16 protein-coding genes and 3 tRNA genes are annotated in these 21,460 nt (G+C 50.3%); 12 read left to right on the top strand and 7 right to left on the bottom strand.

What is annotated here, in order from left to right; translation table 11 throughout:
- Nucleotides 1-97 precede the first annotated feature (97 nt).
- The 6 genes from ACFS7Z_RS24035 to ACFS7Z_RS24010 form a co-directional block, all read right to left on the bottom strand.
- Nucleotides 98-3,163, bottom strand: a complete 3,066-nt coding sequence (locus ACFS7Z_RS24035; protein ID WP_377490818.1) for an ABC transporter permease/M1 family aminopeptidase — start codon at nucleotides 3,161-3,163, stop codon at nucleotides 98-100.
- A 75-nt stretch (nucleotides 3,164-3,238) separates the two neighbouring features.
- The gene (locus ACFS7Z_RS24030; protein ID WP_377490815.1) at nucleotides 3,239-3,703 is read right to left on the bottom strand and encodes a hypothetical protein; all 465 of its coding nucleotides are present in this window, start codon (nucleotides 3,701-3,703) and stop codon (nucleotides 3,239-3,241) included.
- Nucleotides 3,700-4,611, bottom strand: coding sequence for an ABC transporter ATP-binding protein (locus ACFS7Z_RS24025; RefSeq protein ID WP_377490812.1), 912 nt, complete (start codon nucleotides 4,609-4,611; stop codon nucleotides 3,700-3,702). Before ACFS7Z_RS24025 ends, ACFS7Z_RS24030 begins: the two co-directional genes overlap by 4 nt.
- Nucleotides 4,612-5,689: 1,078 nt before the next feature.
- Nucleotides 5,690-5,763: transfer RNA gene (locus ACFS7Z_RS24020), tRNA-Arg, on the bottom strand.
- Nucleotides 5,764-5,832: 69 nt separating this feature from the next.
- Nucleotides 5,833-5,906 (bottom strand) — tRNA-Pro (locus ACFS7Z_RS24015).
- Nucleotides 5,907-6,030: 124 nt separating this feature from the next.
- Nucleotides 6,031-6,117, bottom strand: a tRNA-Ser gene (locus ACFS7Z_RS24010).
- Nucleotides 6,118-6,445: 328 nt separating this feature from the next.
- On the opposite strand from ACFS7Z_RS24010, the gene ACFS7Z_RS24005 reads away from it, so the two are divergent.
- The 5 genes from ACFS7Z_RS24005 to ACFS7Z_RS23985 all read left to right on the top strand — a co-directional run bounded on the left by ACFS7Z_RS24005 (nucleotide 6,446) and on the right by ACFS7Z_RS23985 (nucleotide 11,905).
- Nucleotides 6,446-7,417 carry a VWA domain-containing protein gene (locus ACFS7Z_RS24005; RefSeq protein ID WP_377490809.1) on the top strand — a complete coding sequence of 324 codons (972 nt, stop codon included), beginning with the start codon at nucleotides 6,446-6,448 and terminating at the stop codon, nucleotides 7,415-7,417.
- Nucleotides 7,414-8,385: an aerotolerance protein gene (locus ACFS7Z_RS24000; RefSeq protein WP_377490806.1), complete on the top strand. Its 972-nt coding sequence runs from the start codon at nucleotides 7,414-7,416 to the stop codon at nucleotides 8,383-8,385. The genes ACFS7Z_RS24005 and ACFS7Z_RS24000 overlap by 4 nt, the downstream gene beginning before the upstream one ends.
- A gap of 197 nt (nucleotides 8,386-8,582) precedes the next feature.
- The gene (locus ACFS7Z_RS23995) at nucleotides 8,583-9,023 is read left to right on the top strand and encodes a PaaI family thioesterase (RefSeq protein WP_377490803.1); all 441 of its coding nucleotides are present in this window, start codon (nucleotides 8,583-8,585) and stop codon (nucleotides 9,021-9,023) included.
- Between the two features lie 172 nt (nucleotides 9,024-9,195).
- Entirely contained in the window at nucleotides 9,196-10,380 is a 1,185-nt protein-coding gene (locus ACFS7Z_RS23990) for an acetyl-CoA C-acyltransferase (RefSeq protein WP_377490800.1), read from the top strand.
- 202 nt (nucleotides 10,381-10,582) lie between these two features.
- Entirely contained in the window at nucleotides 10,583-11,905 is a 1,323-nt protein-coding gene (locus ACFS7Z_RS23985) for a toxin-antitoxin system YwqK family antitoxin (protein ID WP_377490797.1), read from the top strand.
- 99 nt (nucleotides 11,906-12,004) lie between these two features.
- Here ACFS7Z_RS23985 and ACFS7Z_RS23980 read toward each other — a convergent pair whose 3' ends face one another.
- Complete coding sequence (locus ACFS7Z_RS23980) at nucleotides 12,005-12,814, bottom strand: multidrug transporter (RefSeq protein ID WP_377490794.1); 810 nt, start codon at nucleotides 12,812-12,814, stop codon at nucleotides 12,005-12,007.
- A 417-nt stretch (nucleotides 12,815-13,231) separates the two neighbouring features.
- On the opposite strand from ACFS7Z_RS23980, the gene bioB reads away from it, so the two are divergent.
- The 7 genes from bioB (at nucleotide 13,232) to lysA (ending at nucleotide 21,411) form a co-directional block, all read left to right on the top strand.
- Entirely contained in the window at nucleotides 13,232-14,233 is a 1,002-nt protein-coding gene (bioB, locus tag ACFS7Z_RS23975; protein WP_377490791.1) for a biotin synthase BioB, read from the top strand.
- Between the two features lie 9 nt (nucleotides 14,234-14,242).
- Nucleotides 14,243-15,376, top strand: a complete 1,134-nt coding sequence (locus tag ACFS7Z_RS23970) for an aminotransferase class I/II-fold pyridoxal phosphate-dependent enzyme (protein WP_377490788.1) — start codon at nucleotides 14,243-14,245, stop codon at nucleotides 15,374-15,376.
- Nucleotides 15,373-15,987 (top strand): dethiobiotin synthase, encoded by a 615-nt coding sequence (gene bioD, locus ACFS7Z_RS23965; RefSeq protein ID WP_377490785.1) that lies wholly within the window; start codon nucleotides 15,373-15,375, stop codon nucleotides 15,985-15,987. The genes ACFS7Z_RS23970 and bioD overlap by 4 nt, the downstream gene beginning before the upstream one ends.
- A gap of 189 nt (nucleotides 15,988-16,176) precedes the next feature.
- A complete protein-coding gene (gene bioA / locus ACFS7Z_RS23960) occupies nucleotides 16,177-17,493 on the top strand; it encodes an adenosylmethionine--8-amino-7-oxononanoate transaminase (RefSeq protein WP_377490782.1) in 1,317 nt (438 codons plus the stop codon).
- A gap of 94 nt (nucleotides 17,494-17,587) precedes the next feature.
- Nucleotides 17,588-18,796 carry a beta-ketoacyl synthase N-terminal-like domain-containing protein gene (locus ACFS7Z_RS23955; protein WP_377490779.1) on the top strand — a complete coding sequence of 403 codons (1,209 nt, stop codon included), beginning with the start codon at nucleotides 17,588-17,590 and terminating at the stop codon, nucleotides 18,794-18,796.
- A 148-nt stretch (nucleotides 18,797-18,944) separates the two neighbouring features.
- Nucleotides 18,945-20,276 carry an aspartate kinase gene (locus tag ACFS7Z_RS23950; protein ID WP_377490776.1) on the top strand — a complete coding sequence of 444 codons (1,332 nt, stop codon included), beginning with the start codon at nucleotides 18,945-18,947 and terminating at the stop codon, nucleotides 20,274-20,276.
- Nucleotides 20,269-21,411 (top strand): diaminopimelate decarboxylase, encoded by a 1,143-nt coding sequence (gene lysA, locus ACFS7Z_RS23945; RefSeq protein WP_377490773.1) that lies wholly within the window; start codon nucleotides 20,269-20,271, stop codon nucleotides 21,409-21,411. The genes ACFS7Z_RS23950 and lysA overlap by 8 nt, the downstream gene beginning before the upstream one ends.
- Nucleotides 21,412-21,460: the final 49 nt, after the last annotated feature.

Below are 21,460 nucleotides of genomic sequence, written 5' to 3'. Positions count from 1 at the left end.
AGTGCCAAAACTACTGAATTCGCCCTGCAGACCTATAAAGGCTGCGGCTAGCTTAGAGGAACCTTTTTGTACTTCTTACTCTTTTCAGACAAATGTGCTACTCCCCTTTTCCCGGCGTTATCTCTATAACATTGTCCTCCCGCGTCCATTCAATTAGCTTGTGGTACGGGTCAATACCTGCACTTGCCGGCATTTGCGGAACTGTGACCGTAATCGTCTGCCTGCCGCTACGGAGGTGATGTTTTCGTAGGTATAGCGGCTTGCCCCGCTCCTCCCCCTCTCCGGCAGCAGCAAAGAGGCCTATCTCGACCAGGTCATCCATAGTAACTTGTCTTGCGCGACCAATACTGTCTGCCTTCATCTTGGCACCCTCCATCTCTAGAGTTACACGGTACCCCCCGTCTGCTGGCTCGGCCAGCACCTGCCTGGTACGCATGTCCCAGACCGTGATTTCCTCAAAGAGGTCTTTGAGCAGGTACTGCAGTGAATCAGGCGTAATGGTGCGCAGTTCTTGCAGTAAGTCAAGCGTCGTAGGATAGGGTGCCTGGCTGTAGCGGTGCTTCTCCAGAAAGCGCCGCAGCGCGGTGTTGACCTGCTCCTCGCCAATGTAGTCGCGCAAGGCATACATCACCACAGCCCCCTTGTCGTAGTGGATGTAATCCTGGTCGTCCGACAGCAGAAGCGGCACTTCCAGGTGCCCACGGTTCTGGCGGCCGACAAGGTAGCGGTGCTGGAACTGGCCGAGCAACTGGCGCACCTTCCCGGGGCCGTAGGTCTTCTCCATGACCATCAGCGCGCTGTAGTGCGCCAGCGTCTCATGTAGCACGCGCCTGCCCTGCACGTCGGCTGCCGCGAACTGCCCTCCCCACCACTGGTGCGCCACCTCATGCGCCGTAACCACGAAAGGATAATCAATACCGTCCTCCACCCGCGCCATAAAACCTAAGGCTTCAGAATACGCCACTGTTCCGGGAAAGGCCCGGGCATATCCCCCTTCATGTCGGGGAAACTCAACGATCCGAATCTGCGGGTAGCGGTACGGTCCGAAATGCTCCGTGTAGTAGTCCAGTGAAGCCTTCACGCTCCGGACCATGCGCTTTAGGTTGAATTGGTGAGCCTGGTGGTAAAAAATCTGCACCTGAACATCCTTCCATTTGTCTTCCAGCACCTGATAGTCCGCCGAGAAGAAAGAATAGACGTTTTTGACCGGCACGTCTGTCTTGTAGTGGAAGTAGCGTCGGCCACTCTCCGTCCATGTCCTGCGCAGGGAGCCGGGTGCGACCGCAATCTGGTTCAGGTCTGTACCAATCACCGATTCGGAGTGATTCCATTCTGCATAACGGGGAGGGGTTCGTCGCGCCTCCTCATCGTACACCGATGGCGTGGGTTTGCGTGGTGCGAGTCCCTGTTCTTCGCGCAGCGCTTTGTTTTTGAGTTCGCGCTCCGGCTGATAGCCCATAACCGGCAGCCGGTCGTAGTCTATGAAAGTGCCGTTGCGCACCAGCGCTGCAGCGGCCCCACTGTTGGTAAACCCACGTGAGTTGAAGTATGAATTGAAAGACAAGCGCAGAGAATCCCCGGGCGCGAGTGCCTTTTCGAGTGCGAGAATGTGATAGCCGTGCACCTTATCCTCCAGCACCCGCCTGCCCTGACGGTCAAAGCTGACCTCCCTTAGCTCTATGGCAGGATCGACCATTAAGTGGACAGAGTCTATCGGTACAGCAGTCAGGTTATGGAGGAGATAGGTGCCGCGCAGTGCGATGGCAGGCTTTTCAGGGTATATCTCAACATGGTAGCTGGAGCCGGCGATGCGTGGCTGCGGGGCATCCTCATACTCCTTATAGCGCCGCTCGTACGCAGCAAGTCGCGCTATCCGTTCATCAAAGGGGCGATAATCATTGAGCACGTTGGTGTTGTAGAAGACAAACCCGCCAAACCCGAGCAGGAGCAAACCGGCAACAGCCGCCCACTGTGCGGCGGGACGCGTAAAACGCGTACCCGCTTCTCGCAGCCTGCGCTGCATGCCACTCTCCCAGCCACGTCTCCATAAGAGGTTGGCTAACACCGCGAAAAGCAGCGCCCAGGCTCCCCAGTAGAGCTTGAACCACATGTAAGGTGAGAGAAAAGGCCCGAAACCGCTCATGTCCGAGTAGGTCCAGCCGGGGGCAGCGGGATAGAGCAGCATATTATGCTCGATTCCCAGCAGGCGCCTTCCGAAGCTGAAGAAGACATAATAAAGCACGAAAACCAGATGGCCAATATACTTCTGGTCCACAAGCACGTGCACGAGCAGCGCCAGCGCCGCCCACAGTGCGTAGTCGGCCAACTGTATTCCGAAAAGAATCTGCACATATAGCCCGAGCTCAAAATTGTAGTAGCCCTTGAGCGCCTGCAACAGGATACCTCCCGCCATCAGCACAGCCTGCAGTGCTGCGAGCGCCAGGATGAGTGCTCCGAACTTTCCAAAGAGCAGGACCCAGTTCGGCACCGGCATCGCATCCGTAATCTCGCTCATGCCCACCTCCCGCTCGCGCCAGACCAGCTCCCCGGAGAAAAGGACCACCAAGATGTAAATGAGAGGGGGAAGCTGCCCCAAAACCTCCCGGGCAACCACATAGGTAACGGGCCAGGTGGGGGTATCAAAAACGACCCAAGCATCCCAGCCGGCAACAAAGAGAAAGAGGAGGCATGCCACCGCGATAAAGAGCAGAAACCGGCTGGCGAAAATCTCCCCAAAAGAGCGCCGCACGATGGTAAGCACCTGACGGACCCGCACATCAAACGTATAGGCCTTCACAGTAAACGGTACAATCAGGGGAGTTGTCCGTTCCAGTACCACCTCCTGGCCGCTTAAAGTGGCCTTCTGTTTTTTAGTTCCCCGCTCTGCTTCGTGCCCAAACCGGAAGCGGACATAGAGGAAGGCGAGCATGCAAACACCAAAAGTGACCCAAATCAACCGATTCCACAGCAGCACACCACTCAGCTCGACAAGCTGCGTGTTCCGCTCAAAGGGTGTCCAATAAGTGATCAGCTCGCGTACCGCCAGGAAACCGAAGGGATCTATGAGCGCCGCCACCTCCCGGAGTGCCGTTTGCTCTACTAGTGCCTCTGCGGCAAACAGGCTGCCAAGAAAAAGGACCAACCCGCCGACGTAACTTGCCAATGCACGCCGGCTCAGCACCGCGATGGCGGACAGAATCGCTGCGGTGACGAACATGTTGGGCAGCAAGATAGCAAATTAAGGCTGCAGGAAAGCTTCGAGTCGGAAAGGGCCGAGCAGTTCTGGCTCCAGGTCCAGTAGCTGCAGTCCAAGTATCAGTCCCAGGGGCAAGAGCATTGTTAGCAGCGCGTTGATGACGAAGGTCCCCAGAAAGCGGCCGCCCAGGTAGGCAGCCTTACTGACAGGAGCAGTAAAAAAGAGCGGGTACATACGCGTCTGGAAATCCCGTACGGCGGCATCGCTGAACAGCCCTGCCGTAACAGCCATACCGATCATGCTTAAAAAGACCATAGCAAAGGAAATCAGGAAAGGCGCATTGACGTGGAAGTTGTTTCCTGTGTTGCCGCTTCCCTTCGCCTCCTGTACCAGGACATTTTCCACCATCAACAGGGAGAGGCCCAGGAACGCGAAAAAGTAGATCCAGGTCGAGACGCTGCGAACCCTATAGGTAAGCTCAAAGCGGAAGAACTCCCAGAACTTCATGACACTACCTCCTTCTCCGGCTGCTCACAGCGATGTCCAAAGTAACCCGCCATGGTGCTGAAGTACACGTCTTCCAGGTCAGGCTCCACTGGCTCAAAGCCGTTGCCGGGCCTCTCGTTGCTGTAGATGTGTACCATGGTGCGCCCGCTGAGCAGCTTTGTGGAGATAATCTTATGCTCATGCTCTAACTCAAGTAGCGTGCGCTTCTCAACTACCCGGGTCCAGATTCGCCCATGCAGTTCCTCTACAGCCCGTAGCGGCTCGGCCTCCAGCAGAATCTCACCCCGGTTGATGATGGCCATCCGGGTACACAGCTCACTTACGTCTTCTACAATATGGGTGGAGAGAATCACCACGCTATTCTCACCCAGTTCACTGAGCAGGTTCAGGAAACGCACGCGTTCAGCCGGGTCCAGCCCGGCCGTAGGTTCGTCCACAATCATCAGTCTCGGGTTTCCCAGCAGAGCTACTGCCACCCCAAACCGTTGCCGCATACCGCCAGAAAAGCCGCCGAGCTTCTGCCTGCGCACCTCCCAAAGGTTTGTCTGCCGGAGCAGCGCCTCTACGACCTCACGACGCGCCAGGCGGCCGGCGATTCCCTTGAGTACGGCGAAGTGATCGAGCAAATCTTCCGCTTTTACTTTCGGATATACTCCAAACTCCTGGGGCAGATAGCCAAGCGTCTTGCGCACCTCGTCCTTCTGGTGCAGCACATCAATATCACCGAGCTGAATGCTTCCCTGGTCCGGCTCCTGTAGTGTTGCTAGGATGCGCATGAGCGTGGACTTGCCTGCGCCGTTAGGTCCCAGCAGACCGTACATACCTGCTGGAATGGACAGACTAACATCTTTTAGCGCCTGGATTCCGTTCGGAAAAGCCTTGGAAATGTTTTTGATTGTTAATTTCATAGTTGTATTTTATATAGTCTTATGGTAATAGTGATGCATAAAATTGTAGCACCCTGATCTGTTATGAGCAAGGGTATACAAAATGTAGAAGGACATCAACTAAATGTGACGAAAGGCTTAAAAGATATGACGAAATAGTCTAAGTTTGCTAAAGTCAAAAGTAGCTTTCATACGGTAGAAGTGAGACAGTCAATAGAAGGAAGTTCACATGGCTGTGTAGAACAGCTAAATACAAACAGTAGCTATCCTTTGCCCCAGCAATAGTGCCTTGGTAATCCATCTGCTAAAAGTAGACGCTCTCCCACAGCTGTGATATAAATCAAATCTGTACTTGGTAAGTCATAAACAGAAGCTTAGGTGCTTTCTTATTGTCTTCAGCCGCTGTAAGCGCCTTAATGGTGTTTAGGTTTTGAACCTATATAGCAAATAATTTATCTCTCTGATCAACAAAAGGGAAAAGTGTATCTAAGGGACGTCGTACAAACATAGGATGTTCAATAGAGAGGTTGCTAGGGAAGTACTACTTGACAGGAATAAGGACTTATTTGATGGTTTCTAGGCGATAACCGACGAAGACGGCCATATAAATTCATACAAAGGTAGTCCATCTATCATAAAGGAAGAACATGCACCTAAAGCAAAATCAATAACAAATAAGGGTGTGTTTTTTCCTGTACCGCAGTACCATCAGGGCAAAAAGATTGATGACTGTTTTAACCCCATAAAGTTGGCTACTTTGGCAACATGATTTCACAGTGATTGTTTAGAAAAAATAGAATCTCAATTCTTATTAATTGATAATTTCAGCACATAGCATTCATTGTTTCCTCTCTACAAAAAAATTGTCAGCATCAGCCTGTGCTGCCCCTTCTGCTGCTATACCAATCCTGTTAATAGTTAAAAGGCTATTCTTAGTATAAGTGGCATTAAAATTTATATAAACTTTCGAAGGAATTCGAAAGTTTCACATGTAGAACAAAATCTAAAACATGTAGAACAGCTTGTTCTACATGTATAGCAAATCAAAATAAAAACCCTCTCTACAGCCAGTAGAGAGGGTTTTTATTTGTATTCAATGTGATCCCGTTTGGATTCGAACCAAAGACCTACTGCTTAGAAGGCAGTTGCTCTATCCAGCTGAGCTACGAGACCATCGTTTTTGAAAGAGTTTCCCCTATCCCTTAAACGAAAAATTTCGGAATTGCTTCCGAAATTTTTTAGTCGGGGTGGCAGGATTCGAACCTACGACCTCCACATCCCAAATGTGGCGCGATACCGGGCTACGCTACACCCCGAACTGTTTTTGCTTTCAATTTAAACAGCTTTGGTGTTGCTGTTTCAACTAATTGCGGTGCAAAGATAAGTGAAGTTTTCCGAAGTCTCAAAATGTTTTTGCAACTTTTTTTATTCATTCACTTGCGGAGAGGGGGGGATTCGAACCCCCGGTACCCTTACGAGTACGGCAGTTTAGCAAACTGCTGGTTTCAGCCACTCACCCACCTCTCCGGGCTCATTCTGCTAATGAGATTGCAAACATACTACATTACCCTTTATGCTGCAATAGCTGCCCTGAAAATTTAAGCCAACGCTCTTCATTTTGTTCCGGCAACCCAGGTTAACTAGCTGATTTCTTTCTGCTTGCTGCGGGCATGGTTTTTGAAAAATATATTTACCTACAATAACCAAAGCAGAAAACAGGAATCCACTCGTTGTAAAACAGGATACAGTTTAAAAAAGAAGCCTCTCCTGCCCTGCTGTGGAGGCTAAACAAGTATATTTGTAATGGCAACTTCAGAAGTACAGACACCATTCAGGCTGCCGCTCTAGATAAGAAATGACCTGGTACCAAACGATCACCTTGCTCGAAATACTCTTCGGCGTCCTTTTCTTTGGACTCTATGTAGGCTATTTGCTGCGTGTACGGCGGGTAGCGCTTTTCTTTCGTCAGCGGCCCCACATTGTGTGGGTTAAGTTCGTGCTGCGTCACCTGTATGTGCTGCTCATTATCATCGCCATACTCGGTCCCTCCTTTGGAGCAATGAAGAAAGAAATCAGGACCATTGGCAAAGACCTGTACATCGCTGTAGACTTGTCGCAGTCGATGAATGCTACGGATGTGCAGCCATCACGACTGGAGAAAGCCAAGCATGAAATCCAGCGTCTGATTACTCGCTTTAACTCCGACCGAGTCGGCCTAATGGTTTTTTCAGACGAAGCCTTTGTTCAGAGTCCGCTCACTTACGACCAAAGGGCCTTGCAGCTTTACACCCAGACGCTCCGCACCAGTCTCCTGCCCCACTCCGGCACCGACTATGCACCCTTGCTACAGCTGACTTTAGAAAAACTGCGGCAGGACAATAACCCGGAGGCCGACGAACAGAAAGCCCGGTTGCTGGTACTGATTAGTGACGGAGAAGATTTTGGGGGAGAAGTTGAGGCCTTGGCAGAGCAGCTGCGGGAGCAGAATATCAGGGTGTATACTCTTGGTATCGGCACCACCGATGGCAGCCGGATACCCGTAGGCCGTGGTTACCTGCAGGACAGTGAGAACCGTACCGTGACTACTTACCTGAACCCGGAGCCCCTCGTGCAGCTGGCTAGCCTAACCGGGGGACAGTACTTTGAGGTAAGCGACCGGGTAAGTGAGGTGAGCAGGCTTGTCAGCGCCATCAACAACATTGAGGGCGAGCTTCGGGAGAGTAAAACCATTGATGTGACGGCAAATAAGTATATTTACCCGCTGGCGCTGGCGCTGGTCCTGATCGTGCTGGATGTTTTAATGACTATCAAACTGATTCGCATATGAAGCCGATACTATTCGTCTTCTTCCTTGTTTCCTTGCTGAGCGGTGGGTTAAATACCATCTCACGCCTGAACGAGTATGCCAAAACCGCCGCCACAGCCTATAAGCAACAGGATTATACGGAGGCCATTGCCGCCTATGAATACCTGCTCCACGACCTGGAGGTAAAGGATAATCAGTTGCAGCTGAACCTGGCTCATGCTTATTATCAGGCAGGCCTGTTGCCGCAGGCGACAGCAGAGTACCGCCTGCTGGCAGACCACCCCTCACAGCACCTTAAAGCAGTTGCACACCTGCAGCTCGGCAACATTGCTTTTAAACAGAAAAAGTACAGGCAGGCGCTCGCGCTTTACAAAGGGGCATTGATAGCAGAGCCGCAAAACGAGGCCGCCCGATACAATTTTGAGCTCCTGAAAAAGCACCTCACACTACACCCAGAAGCAACTGAAGACACTGCTGCAGATGAACTTCCAGCACCCGCAGAAACCCAGGCGGAACAGGATAGTATCGCGCCTCCCCCTCCGGCAGAAGAGGCTTTGGAACCACAGCCTGAAAATACCCCGGACGCTAACGGCGATACAGAGGAAGAAATAGAAAAACCGCAGCCTGATACAAGTGGTGAGCCACAACCCCGTAATAACGGTTCGGGCATCCAGAACAATAACCGTAGTGAGCAAACAGGCAACCAGGAAAGAGAACAGAGCAGCGGAAGCTCCCAGGGTGAAACAGAAGGAATGAACCCAGACGGGCAGACTGATGCGCAGCAGTGGCCACGCAGCAACAGTGCGGAGGGAGTTTCAGAAGATGATCAACGGGCACAAACACGGAGGGCACGGCTTCAGCAAGTAAACATGAGCCCTGAAAAGGCACGGCTGTTGCTGGATGCTATACGGAGTGCCGAGCTTCAGTACATTCAACAACTGCCTAAAAAATCAACGAAGTCACCGGACCGCACTAAACCGAACTGGTAAAAAGTAATGTTCTGGTTCTTGCTGCTCCGTATGCCTGATTCAGATGCAAAAACATTGGCTTTTTCCCCACTGTTACTGCTATACCGGATCCTCCTACCCCATATTCTTGCTTCACAGTTTTTAACTCTTACAAAGCTGCCTGCTGATTCTGTTACAGATTGCTTATACTTGCCGGGCAATCAGAAGAGATAGAAACCATGGAAGCAACAGAACATTACCGCCGGCTGGAGCGGCTCTACCATAAGGCAAAAGTGCAGGAGTTTTTTAGTGGCAGCAGCATCAGCGTGAGCCATTCCGGAGCGGAACTGACACTACCAATAGAGCCAAAATATTTTCATGGCGCGAATGCCATGCACGGCGCTATTTACTTCAAACTACTTGATGACGCCGCCTACTTTGCCGTGGCCTCTGTCGTACAGGATGTTTTTGTAGTCACTTCATCCTTCCAGTTAAACCTGCTGCGCCCCGTTACAGGTGGCAATCTTAAAGCTGTGGGCACACTTCGTTCAACTGGCAAAAACCTTTATGTAGCCGAATCGACACTTTACAATGACCGGGGAAAAGAAGTAGCCTTCGGAACAGGACAGTTTATGAAAACAAATCAGCCGCTGGAGAGCCTGGATGGGTATGCGGACTGACAGAAGCCGGGAGTGTTTAAAAGACTTGGGAAAACACTTAAGTGGATGGTAGGTTTAATGTTAAAGCTTAGGTCCGGGATTGAAATAAGGGCAGCTGCCATTGCCTAACGATCGTTTGGTTTTACGCCTGAAACATGGTAACTTCACCTGACAAAAAAGCAATTATAAAACTATGCAAACGAAAGAAGTATATATTATTTCGGCTGTCAGAACCCCGATTGGTAGTTTCGGAGGTGCTTTGGCCAGCCTTTCGGCAACACAGCTGGGTGCCGCCGCCATCAAAGGAGCCCTCGAAAAAGCAGGTGTAGATAAGAGCCTTGTGCAGGAGGTAATTATGGGTAACGTGATTTCTGCCAACGTAGGCCAGGCGCCTGCCAGACAGGCCGCCATTTTTGCCGGGCTCGGACACGAAGTAGAGTGTACCACGGTGAACAAAGTATGCGCCTCTGGTGCAAAAGCCATCATGTTCGCTTCGCAGGCGATTATGCTGGGGCATAAAGATGTGATTGTGGCAGGTGGTATGGAGAGCATGTCGAATGTGCCTTATTACCTGGAGAAAGCCCGCTTTGGTGCCAAGCTTGGCCACGGCCAGATGACAGACGGCTTGCTGAAAGACGGTTTGTGGGATGTATACAATGACTTCCATATGGGAAATGCCGCTGAAAACACCGCCCGCGAAATGAAGATTACCCGCGAGATGCAGGATGAGTATGCCATCAACTCCTACAAAAAAGTAGCTGAGGCGACTGAAGCCGGTTTACTGAAGGATGAGATCGTGCCCGTGGAGATTCCACAGCGTGGTAAAGATCCGATTGTGGTGTCGGAGGACGAAGAGTTCAGAAAAGTAAACTACGACAAAATACCTGGCCTGCGCCCGGTGTTTGATAAAGAAGGCTCAGTAACCGCTGCCAACGCCTCCACCCTGAATGATGGTGCTGCTGCAGTGCTACTCATGAGCAAGGAGAAAGCTGAGGAGCTTGGCCTGAAGCCAGTTGCGAAGATACTGGGCTTTGCCGATGCAGAGCAGGACCCCATCTGGTTTACCACCACCCCTTCGCTGGCTATACCAAAAGCCCTGAAGCATGCCGGTGTGGATGCGTCTGAAGTAGATTACTACGAAATAAACGAAGCTTTCTCTGTGGTATCCATCGCTAATAACCAGAAATTAGGCCTGGAGGGTGGCAACGTGAACGTGTTTGGTGGTGCTGTATCACTCGGCCACCCCCTCGGAGCCTCTGGTGCCCGCATCTTGGTTACCCTGTGCAACGTGATGGACAAGAAAGGTGGTAAAATCGGCGTGACAGGTATCTGCAACGGCGGTGGCGGCGCCTCTTCAATCGTAATCGAAAAAATGTAAGATAGCCTTCGGGCATACAATTTGCAGGAGGCCTTACGTTCATTGCGTAAGGCTTCTTTTTTTAGGTATCAGCATATCATAAAGCTTAGCCGGGAAGCTGCACCTGATTGAATCCTTAGCGCCTGTTTGTTGTTGTTCCTTTCAACGTACTGTGCAAAAGCTAATTCAGGCGCTTTCATATACCAAACTGCTAAAACCACTCATGTATAAATTACTGCTGTTGTCCGCTGCACTGTGCCTGCTGCAAAACTTTGCCACAGCACAGACAAAAGTTACCACCTTCCACGACGAAGCCCATACGTTGGTAAAGGAGGAGTACTACATCATGCCGGATTCCGCTATTGTAGGTTATTACAACCGCTACTACCCTACCGGAGAGCGCGAAGCGCTGATGAAGTTTGTGGAGGGAAAAAAAGACAGTATTTATACAGAGTTTTACCCGAGTGGCAGTCCAAAGCTCCAGCTAACGTATATTATGGATGTAAAGCAGGGACCGTTCAAGGCGTACCAGCCAGACGGCCGGCTGCTGCAGGAAGGAAGCTACGAAAATGATAAGCAGAGCAAGGCATTTAAAACCTTCTACCCTGATGGGACCCTCAAGACAGAAACCTCGTTCGTGAACGGTTTCCCGGAGGGGCTGGTGCGCGAGTATTACCCTACCGGTAAACCAAAATCAGAAATAACCTACCAGGACAGCAAGCAAAATGGACCTGCCAAAACCTATCACCCGAATGGTAACCTGGAAACAGATGCTGTATACCGAAACGGTATGCTGGAAGGCTCCTACAAAACCTACTTCGACAATGGGCAACTGCAAACGGAGGTAAACAACGTGGCCGGACAGAAGGATGGGACTTTCAAGAGCTACTATAAATCCGGGAATATAAGCACAGAGGGAGGCTTTGTGGCAGGCAAAATGCACGGGCCATCAAAAGCATATTTCGAAAGCGGCAAACCGCGCAGTGTGATTAACTATAAAAACGGCAACCCTTCCGGGCTGACGCAATTCTTCTATGAAGACGGCAGCCTGCGTGAAGAAGCTAATTACAGCAATGACGGCAGCGACATCAAGCTTACCTCCTACTACGCCTCCGGCAATATAAAGGCTGAGGAGCAGTTCAAAGACAAGAAGCGCAGCGGCACCTGGAAAATATATTTCGATGCTCCTGGTAAAAAGGTACAGGTAAGTGAAACGTTCAAAGACGACCTGCTTACCGGCGACCGCCTGACCTATTATGAGAACGGTGCAGTTAAAACAACGGTAAAGTATGAGAAGAATAAGGCAGTAGGCGTCCGTACAGAATTTTATCCGTCGGGCAAGCTAAAGTCTGAAACCAACCATAAGGACGGGCTGCGTTTTGGCCCATACAAGCAGGTCTTTGAGAGCGGCAAAACGGAGGTTACAGGTCAGTTCCGAAACAACAAGGAAACAGGTAGCTGGAAGTACTTCAATGAGGCAGGAAAACTACTGAAGACGGTTGTATACCGCAACGGCCAGGTACAGGAGGAGGAGAAGGCAAACTAAACCTGCAAAATATCGAAAAGCACCCTGAGAGGGGTGCTTTTTTTAAGATAGATTCTGATGTGTAAATCGTTCTTCTAGGTCTGGACAAGGAGGCCAGGCTTAAGGTGTAACAGTCATATCAGATGTTTCGGACTTGTGTTCAAGTTCCGCCATCCCTACCTGGTGTTCATTGTGACCAAAATAAAAATGCGCCATCAACAATGTCAGGTAGTCCAGCAAAGCATAGATAAAAATCACCACGCTGCTCATCTCCAGCATTTCTTCCAAACAATAAAGCACCAGGTTGTAGATGTGAGTATACCCGTACCTGACATAAAAGTATCCTTCAAAAAGCTCCATCCCAATAGCCCCTGCCACAAACATAGCACCTGAAAAAATAAAGAGTACTTTGGTTTTTGTAGGTAGCCCCAGTACAAAAGGCATAAAGAACGCTACTGCTGCCAGCACTAATACTGCATAAGGCACCACCCACGCCCAATAAAGTAACCCAGAAAAATCGCTGAAGAGCATTGGTCTTACAACTTCACTCATGTACTCATGAATTTGAAGGTTCTCATCAACAGCCATAAAAAGAAACACAAAACTCAGTACACCCCATTTTCTCTTTTCATTATCATGAGTTTTTTTCAGATAATAGATTGCATACAGCAGTAACGACGCCAGGAGCAATATAACAGTTGAAAAAAAGGCTGGTACATTCTCTTCCCAATTCAGGTCGAAAGTCCGCACCAGTTGATAAGCAAGTGTTGGGTACTGGGGATGAAAACGATGTTCATAATACATGCCGGCCACGTACGCGATGATTAGAAAAACAACAATGGATGCCAGCGTTTTTGTGATCACCATTGGTGAAATTCTGATTCCCTTTGGGCGCTTTTCGATAGGTTGTACTGATTGAGTGGATAACATAAGCGAAGATTTTCAAATGAAGCTTCAGTTAGAATTAATCTAATATACTGTTATATTTTAAATAGTTCAGTTTTATTATCAGAAGTATATCCTATCGCCTTCAATCCGTAGCATATCCAACGCTGTGTTAATGCTTTAAATGTCAAGCCCAGCTAATTAGCCAAGTTCAATAAAGCATATAAAAAGTTACTTGCATGGCTTAAAAAACACCATGAACCGAGCAAGCAGCACAGACCGTAGCTAAAAATTCAGAAAGGCCCTGTAGCATAAGAATGTCAACAAATTCACAAACCAATTTTTCCACAGAAAACCACCACCTGCTGAACTACTTAGCTTATTATCCACTAAACCTGCCCATATCTTTGATTTTTAATTCCTAAATCTTCAAATTACCTTCGTAACCTAAACACGAGCAGCATGAGCCAAAACGGACTGAACACAGACCTCCGAAACGACTGGAGTCTGGAGGAGATAAAAGCAATTTATTATAAACCAGTACTGGAGTTGATAGTGGAAGCAGCCCAGGTGCACAAGCAGTACCAGGCAACTGGCGAGGTGCAGGTTTGTACGCTTTTATCTGTGAAAACCGGTGGTTGTTCTGAAGACTGCGCCTACTGCCCGCAGGCAGCCCGTTACAATACAGGCGTGGACGTGCATAAGCTGCTGCAACAGGAGCAGGTGTTGGCGTCAGCACGCCGTGCGAAGGAAGGCGGTTCTACCCGTTTCTGCATGGGTGCTGCTTGGCGCGAAGTGCGCGACAACCGCGACTTTGATAAGGTGCTGGACATGGTGAAAGGCGTAAATGAACTTGGCCTTGAAGTATGCTGTACACTGGGTATGGTGAATGAGTACCAGGCAGAGCGGCTGAAAGAAGCCGGCCTGTACGCCTACAACCATAACCTCGACACATCCGAAGAGCACTATGACAAAATAATTACAACCCGCACGTACGATGACCGCTTAGGAACCATCAACAATGTGCGGAAAGCGGGCATCTCTGTTTGCTCCGGCGGCATCATCGGCTTGGGAGAGACAGACGAAGACCGTATTGGCATGCTGTATACCCTGTCTACGCTGGAGCAGCATCCGGAATCGGTGCCGGTTAATGCGCTGGTACCGGTAAAAGGGACACCTTTGGAAAATCAGCCGCGTGTATCTGTCTGGGAAATGGTGCGTATGATTGCCACAGCCCGTATCCTGATGCCGAAAACAATGGTACGCCTCTCGGCTGGCCGCGAACAGATGGACGTCACAGAGCAGGCGCTTTGCTTTCTTGCTGGCGCAAATTCCATATTTACAGGAGAAAAGCTGCTGACCACGCCTAATCCTGATTTCGACCAGGACAAAGCTATGTTCCAACTGCTGGGCCTGTCCCCGCGAAAATCTTTCAAAGAAGAAATACAACCAGAGACGGTGTAACAGCCGCCTATGGACCTGCATAAACGATTACAGCAAAAGCTGGCGGACCGGGCGGCGCAGGACAACCTGCGCCAGCTAAAAACAACCTCCGGCCTCACCGACTTCTGTTCTAACGATTACCTAGGCCTGGCCCGCTCCCAAAAACTTCGGGCACTTATAAAGGAAACAGAGCAGCAGTACAGCCACTTACCGTTGGGGGCAACCGGCTCCCGGCTCTTATCTGGCAACAATACGCTATTCGAAGAATCAGAGAAAACGATAGCCCAGTATCACCGTGGGGAGGCAGCCTTGCTGTTTAACTCCGGCTATGTGGCTAACGTCGGTCTTTTGTCTGCCTTGCCTCAGCGCGGCGACACCGTTTTTTACGACGAGGCCAGTCATGCTTCTATGAAAGATGGTTTGCGCCTTAGCTTCGCGAAAAGCTACAGTTTCCGGCATAATAATGTGCAGGACCTGCAGCAGAAGCTGAGGCTTGCTTTAGGGCAGGTTTTTGTGGTGGTGGAATCGGTGTACTCTATGGAGGGTGATAAGGCACCGCTTTCAGAGTTGGCGCAACTGTGCGGGGCTGCGAATGCCGCATTGATAGTGGATGAGGCACATGCTGTGGGCCTCTACGGTGAAAAGGGTGAGGGATTAACGGTGGCACTGGGTTTGGAAAACCAGGTGTTTGCCCAGGTAATCACCTATGGCAAAGCAATGGGCGCACACGGGGCTGCTGTGGTAGGGCCGCAGGTGCTGCGCGATTTCCTTATCAACTACAGCCGTGCCTTTATCTATACCACCGGCTTGCCGACACATGCGCTGGTAGCACTAAAGTGCGCTTATAGCCTGCTGCCGGAACTGGAAAAAGAGCGCCGGCAGGTAAAGTTGCTGGCCCGCCATTTATCTGAGCAACTGAATAAGATACATGGCATCCGCTGTACTCCCGCAGAAAGTGTCATTCTTTCTGTTTTTATGGAGGATGGTGGAACCGCGAAGTTGAAAGAGTTTGCTTCGTTTTTACAGGCAGAGCAATTTGATGTGCGCCCCGTGCTGAGCCCGACAGTGCCGAAAGGCCAGGAGCGGCTTCGGGTAATAGTACATGCATATAATACATTACAGGAAATTGACGGCCTCGTGAAGGCCATAGCCAAAGGATTATGAAAAGTTATTTTATTACCGGCATCGGAACGGATGTGGGCAAAACAGTTGCTGCCGCCATCCTGACTGAAGCCCTACAGGCCGATTACTGGAAACCTGTGCAGGCAGGTGGCCTGGACTTTACAGATACCGACACTGTTATGAGCCTGGTATCTAACGCTGCCTCCGTGTTTCACCCGGAAGCTTACCGCCTGAAAATGGCTGCCTCCCCACACCGCGCCGCTGCTGCAGAAGGGATAGAGATAGACGTGCATAGTATGAAGCTGCCGCATACAGAGAACAACCTCGTAGTGGAAGGCGCCGGAGGCCTGATGGTGCCCCTCAACAAGCGCTTCCTGATGCTGGACCTGGTGCAGCAGTTGGGGCTGGAGGTAGTGCTAGTCTCGCGAAACTACCTGGGCAGCATTAACCATACTTTGCTCACGGCGGAGGTATTGCGCTACCGGAAAGTTCAGGTGGCCGGCATCATCTTCAACGGCGAAGAGAACGCTGCCTCCGAGGACTTTATAGTGAAGTATACCGGACTGCGCAAACTACCGTCTATCCGGCAGGAAGCAGAGTTTTGCAAAGAAGCTGTAGCGGCATACGCTGAGGAATTTAAGTCTTATTTGTAAAAAAGGAATCGGAATCTGGATAGAACTCTACACTTTTAACCTTGGGTTAAACACAAAACGGCCCTTGCTGTCTTCATTAGCCAGCATTCTTGTGGTGAAAAATCCCGGCAGTTGCTGCCCGAAGCATAAACAGCATGTGTGCAGCAGCTCGTGTAAAACCTGAAATTCAGCATCAACATACATAAAAACATGACTTTAGCCGAGCGCGACAGAAATGTAATCTGGCACCCTTACACGCAGATGAAAACAGCTGCCTTACCCGTTCCGATTGTTCGTGGAGAAGGTGCTATGCTGTACGCGGAAGATGGTACAGGATATATTGATGCCGTGTCATCGTGGTGGGTGAATTTGCATGGGCACGCGCACCCATACATTGCCCGTAAAGTGGCGGAGCAGCTGCAAACGCTGGAGCATGTAATCTTTGCCGGGTTTACGCACACGCCTGCAGTGGAATTAGCTGAGCGCCTGCTGCAAATCCTGCCAAAGGGCCAGAGCCGCATGTTTTACTCAGACAACGGCTCCACGGCTGTGGAAGTGGCATTGAAGATGGCCATCCAGTACTGGAACAACCTCAGAACCCCTAAAAAGAAAATCATCGCTTTCCGCGACAGCTACCACGGCGACACATTTGGTGCCATGGCTGTGAGCGCACGCAGTACGTTTACAGCTCCCTTCTGGTCATACCTGTTTGAGGTTGCTTTTGTGGATGTGCCTGTTTGTGGAAAGGAGGAAGAGACAGTAAAGCAACTAGAGGCTTACGCCCTTGGCGGAGATATAGCTGCTTTCATTTATGAGCCACTGGTACTGGGCACAGCAGGTATGGTGATGTATACACCGGAAGTATTGGATAGCCTCCTGCAAATCTGCCGGCAGCACAGCATCCTCACCATAGCTGATGAAGTAATGACAGGATTCGGCCGTACCGGCCGCACCTTTGCCTCCGATTACCTGGCGCACCAACCGGATATAGTATGCCTTTCAAAAGGGCTGACAGGAGGCACCATGGCACTCGGCGCGACCTCCTGCAACGAGAGAATTTACGAGGCTTTTCTGCATGAAGACAAAAGCAAAACGCTTTTCCATGGCCACAGCTACACCGGTAACCCAGTCGCCTGTGCTGCGGGCCTGGCTAGCCTGGACTTACTACTACAACCAGAGACACAGGAGAACATCAGCCGCATCTGCCGCCAGCACGCTGCCTTTGCACAACGCCTGAAGCCCCTGCCCTACATCAGGGAGGTGCGTCAGCAGGGAACTATCCTGGCAGTGGAGTTTGAGGATACCACCACCTCCTACTTCAGCGACCTCCGGGATACGCTCTACAGCTTTGCATTGGATCATGGTGTTATCCTTCGTCCGCTTGGCAATATCATCTATATCATTGCGCCTTATTGCATCACACCGGACCAACTCCGGCAGGTATACCAAACCATAGAAGGTATGCAGGAGGTTGTGGCCGGCAACAGACCTTACCCCCCACCGGACCATACAATGCTGCACGATTAACCTGGAACAGGTAGAGCCTGATTTTGAAAGTCCATCAGTTCCTTTCTGAGCAAAGGCACACAGTCTGCCAATAATCTTTTACCTTTGCCAGGGTTTGGAAGCAGCGAAATCACATATCATCATCAGAGGAACAGGCCTTATCACCCCACTAGGCCATGATGCAGCGTCCGTTGCTGCCGCCTACGCAGCGGGCACACCGGTTTTTTCCACTGTGTCGCATCACGGGCAGGTTGTACCGGTTGCCGCCCTTCCTGCTTCAGCCGAAGCAGAACTTGAAAAACTACTCCAGTCAGACCACAACTACAGGCAACTCGACCGCTCGGTGCTGCTGGCCATTTATGCCGCACGGCAGGCCGCTGCGGAAGCAGGCTGGCTCAAAGAAGGTACTGCTCCTGCCGATGATTTAGGTGTCAATATTGGTTCATCTCGAGGTGCCACGGGTTTATTCGAACAGCATTTCAGTGGCTATCAGCAAAGTAACGAAGGTGCGCTTTCTTCCAGTTCCTCCCCTACCACCACCTTAGGCAACCTCTCCAGTTGGGTGGCACATGCCGTGAATGCTGGCGGCGCGCAAATCAGCCACTCTATTACCTGTAGCACCGCATTAATGGCTGTGGCCAACGGTGTGGCCTGGCTAAAGGCTGGTATGGCGAAGAGGTTTCTGGCGGGAGGCACCGAGGCGCCGCTCACCCCCTTCACGCTGTCCCAGATGAAAGCCGTTGGCATTTACTCAAAGCTGGCTGAACAGCCATACCCTTGTCAGCCTTATGCCGTTGAGAAGCAGAATACCTTTGTTTTAGGCGAAGGAGCCGCTGTTTTTGCTCTGGAGCAGGTAATGAGCCAAGAGGTAAAGGCAGGCGATGTGGTAGTAGAAGCTATTGGTGTAGGGTTTGAAAAAATTGCAAGTAAAACCAGTATATCTGCAGAAGGTATTAATTTTCAGAAGTCGATGCGGCATGCTCTGGCGCAGCTACCGGAGCACAACCGCCACATAGACCTCATTATTACCCACACCCCCGGCACCCGTGCCGGCGACAGAGCAGAACTGGCTGCCATAGAGGCTGTCTTCGGCGCAACTGCTCCAGCCATCACAACAAACAAATGGTTACTGGGCCACACCCTCGGTGCCTCAGGTGCCCTAAGCTTACAATACGCACTTCATATTCTGAAACACCAGCAGTACCCTTCTATTCCTTTCCACACCCTTCTACCCAGTCAAAGCACCTCCCAATTTAGACGTGTCATGGTAAATGCCGCTGGGTTTGGAGGCAACGCTGCTAGTGTAATTCTGTCAAGGAAATAAATAGAAAGACTCTGTTAAGGTTGAAAATTCTAAGCCGCTAATTTAGCCAGCCTCTTTTTTTGCTGGTATAATGTAGATTACCTAAGTTATTGCGCTGCTTTTTTGCTAATTTTACGCTATAACAATCTTTCATTTTTCAATTACATAAATGAGAATTCTGAAATTCGGTGGCACCTCTGTTGGTTCTGCTGAGAGAATGAGGGCAGTTGCCTCGCTCATCCAGAGCGATGAGCCTAGACTGGTGGTGTTGTCTGCTATGTCGGGCACCACAAATGCGTTGGTACAAATAGCCGAAACGCTGTACCAGAATAAAAACAAGGAAGCGAACGCGCTGATTGATGCGCTGCACGATAAATATAAACAGGTGGTAGAGGAACTCTACACCTCCACTGAGAAGAAGAAACAGGCGAACGAACTTCTAAAGAATCATTTTGATCATCTTCGCGCTTTTACGCAGGACTTGTTCACCATTCATGAAGAGCGTGCGGTGCTGGCGCAGGGGGAACTGCTTTCAACGGCGCTGTTCCAGTTCTTCCTCGAGGAGAATGGAATTCCGTCTGTACTGCTGCCTGCCCTTAACTTCATGAAAATTGATGAAAACGAAGAGCCGGACGCACCATACATCGCAAAGCAGTTGAAGGCTGAGTTGGCGCAGTATCCCGATGCCAAGCTGTTCATTACGCAGGGTTACATTTGCCGCAATGCTTTTGGAGAAATCGATAACCTGAAGCGTGGTGGCTCTGATTACTCTGCCTCCCTGATAGGCGCTGCTGCAGATGCCGACGAAATCCAGATCTGGACCGACATCAGTGGCATGCACAACAACGACCCGCGCATCGTGAAGAACACCTACCCTATTGCAGAACTGTCTTTTGATGAGGCGGCAGAGTTGGCGTACTTCGGGGCTAAGATTCTGCACCCAAGCAGCGTGACACCGGCAAAACAGAAGAACATACCGGTACGACTGCTTAACACCATGGAACCTGAGGCACAGGGCACCACCATCTCCTCGGAGAGCACAGGTGGCAGCATAAAAGCAGTGGCCGCTAAAGACGGTATAACCGCTATTAAAATAAAATCGGGGCGTATGCTGCTGGCGTATGGTTTCCTGCGTAGCGTATTCGAGGTGTTTGAGCGCTACAAAACACCAATTGACATGATCACAACGTCAGAGGTAGCTGTTTCCCTAACCATTGACAACGATAAGTTCCTGAGTGAAATAATTGCAGAGCTGGAGACGTTTGGGCAGGTGGAAGTGGATAAGGAGCAAACGATAATTTGTGTAGTAGGTGATTTTATCTCTGCACGCAGTGGCTCTGCCTTGAAGATATTCGAGGCGCTGGACGAGATTCCGCTACGCATGATTTCTTACGGCGGAAGCAAGAACAACATCAGCCTGCTGATAGACACCAGCAACAAGGTAGAGGCCCTGACAAAATTGAACGAAGGAATTTTTGAGAGAAACGCACATAATGCTTAACCTGAACTTAGAGGAGTTACAACAACAGCCTACTCCTTTTTATGCCTACAATTTGAACCTGCTGCGCCAGACGCTGCAAGCCGCCATGCAGGAAGCCAACAAGTATAATTACCACGTGCATTATGCCCTGAAAGCAAACGCCAACGCACCTGTGCTGGACGCCATGCGTGAGTATGGCTTCGGGGCTGACTGCGTAAGCGGAAATGAAGTAAAAGCAGCCATCGAAAACGGTTTTGCACCGAAAGATGTCGTTTTTGCAGGCGTAGGTAAATCCGATGAAGAAATTAATTACGCGTTGGATCAGGATATTTTCTGCTTCAACTGCGAATCTAGCCATGAACTGGAGGTACTGAACGAACTGGCGGAAAAGAAAGGCCGTATGGCGCGTATAGCACTGCGGATTAATCCTAATGTAAACGCCAATACGCACAAGTACATTACCACTGGCCTCGAGGAAAACAAGTTTGGTATAAATGCCTGGGAACTGGAAAGTGTACTGGAGCAACTGCAGAAACTGAAGCACCTGGAGCTTATCGGCATCCACTTCCATATCGGCTCCCAGATTACGGACCTTACGGTATTCAAAAACCTGTGCACGCGGGTGAATGAGTTTCAGGAGTGGTTCCTGGCGCACAATATACAGCTGCAGCACATCAACGTTGGCGGGGGCCTTGGTGTGGATTACTATCACCCGGAGCAACAGCCTATCCCTGATTTTGAAGCTTACTTCGAACTTTTCAACCAGTTCCTCGATGTACGTCCGGGGCAGGAAGTGCATTTTGAACTGGGACGTGCACTGGTGGCACAATGCGGAACATTGATATCAAAGGTACTCTATATTAAGAATGGCCAGAACACCAACTTTGCTATTCTGGATGCTGGCATGACGGAGCTTATACGCCCCGCCCTGTACCAGTCGTACCATAAGATAGAGAACCTGACAAGCGATAAAACAGAGGCCCGATACGATGTGGTGGGTCCTATCTGTGAGTCGTCAGACTGCTTTGGCAAAGCTGTTATGCTTCCTGAAACTCAGCGAGGTGATTTGATAGCCATACGTACAGCAGGTGCATATGGTGAAGTGATGGCCTCTTCGTATAATCTGCGCAACAAAGCAAAGGCAGTATACCTTTAAGAAATAAACAGGTACAAAAAGAAAGCCCGGCTTCTGATCAGAAGCCGGG

The organism is Pontibacter toksunensis, from assembly GCF_042686245.1.
In the GTDB taxonomy this organism is placed as follows: domain Bacteria; phylum Bacteroidota; class Bacteroidia; order Cytophagales; family Hymenobacteraceae; genus Pontibacter; species Pontibacter toksunensis.
This window is presented reverse-complemented; position numbering and strand designations above follow the sequence as displayed.

Bases quoted from the DNA above. Each gene is read 5' to 3' on its own strand.
- ACFS7Z_RS24005 (WP_377490809.1), top strand. From the start codon at position 6,446: ATGACCTGGTACCAAACGATCACCTTGCTCGAAATACTCTTCGGCGTC.
- lysA (WP_377490773.1), top strand. From the start codon at position 20,269: ATGCTTAACCTGAACTTAGAGGAGTTACAACAACAGCCTACTCCTTTT.
- ACFS7Z_RS24025 (WP_377490812.1), bottom strand. From the start codon at position 4,611: ATGAAATTAACAATCAAAAACATTTCCAAGGCTTTTCCGAACGGAATC.
- ACFS7Z_RS24000 (WP_377490806.1), top strand. From the start codon at position 7,414: ATGAAGCCGATACTATTCGTCTTCTTCCTTGTTTCCTTGCTGAGCGGT.
- bioB (WP_377490791.1), top strand. From the start codon at position 13,232: ATGAGCCAAAACGGACTGAACACAGACCTCCGAAACGACTGGAGTCTG.
- ACFS7Z_RS24030 (WP_377490815.1), bottom strand. From the start codon at position 3,703: ATGAAGTTCTGGGAGTTCTTCCGCTTTGAGCTTACCTATAGGGTTCGC.
- ACFS7Z_RS23980 (WP_377490794.1), bottom strand. From the start codon at position 12,814: ATGTTATCCACTCAATCAGTACAACCTATCGAAAAGCGCCCAAAGGGA.
- bioA (WP_377490782.1), top strand. From the start codon at position 16,177: ATGACTTTAGCCGAGCGCGACAGAAATGTAATCTGGCACCCTTACACG.
- ACFS7Z_RS23995 (WP_377490803.1), top strand. From the start codon at position 8,583: ATGGAAGCAACAGAACATTACCGCCGGCTGGAGCGGCTCTACCATAAG.
- ACFS7Z_RS23950 (WP_377490776.1), top strand. From the start codon at position 18,945: ATGAGAATTCTGAAATTCGGTGGCACCTCTGTTGGTTCTGCTGAGAGA.
- ACFS7Z_RS23970 (WP_377490788.1), top strand. From the start codon at position 14,243: ATGGACCTGCATAAACGATTACAGCAAAAGCTGGCGGACCGGGCGGCG.
- ACFS7Z_RS23990 (WP_377490800.1), top strand. From the start codon at position 9,196: ATGCAAACGAAAGAAGTATATATTATTTCGGCTGTCAGAACCCCGATT.
- ACFS7Z_RS23985 (WP_377490797.1), top strand. From the start codon at position 10,583: ATGTATAAATTACTGCTGTTGTCCGCTGCACTGTGCCTGCTGCAAAAC.
- bioD (WP_377490785.1), top strand. From the start codon at position 15,373: ATGAAAAGTTATTTTATTACCGGCATCGGAACGGATGTGGGCAAAACA.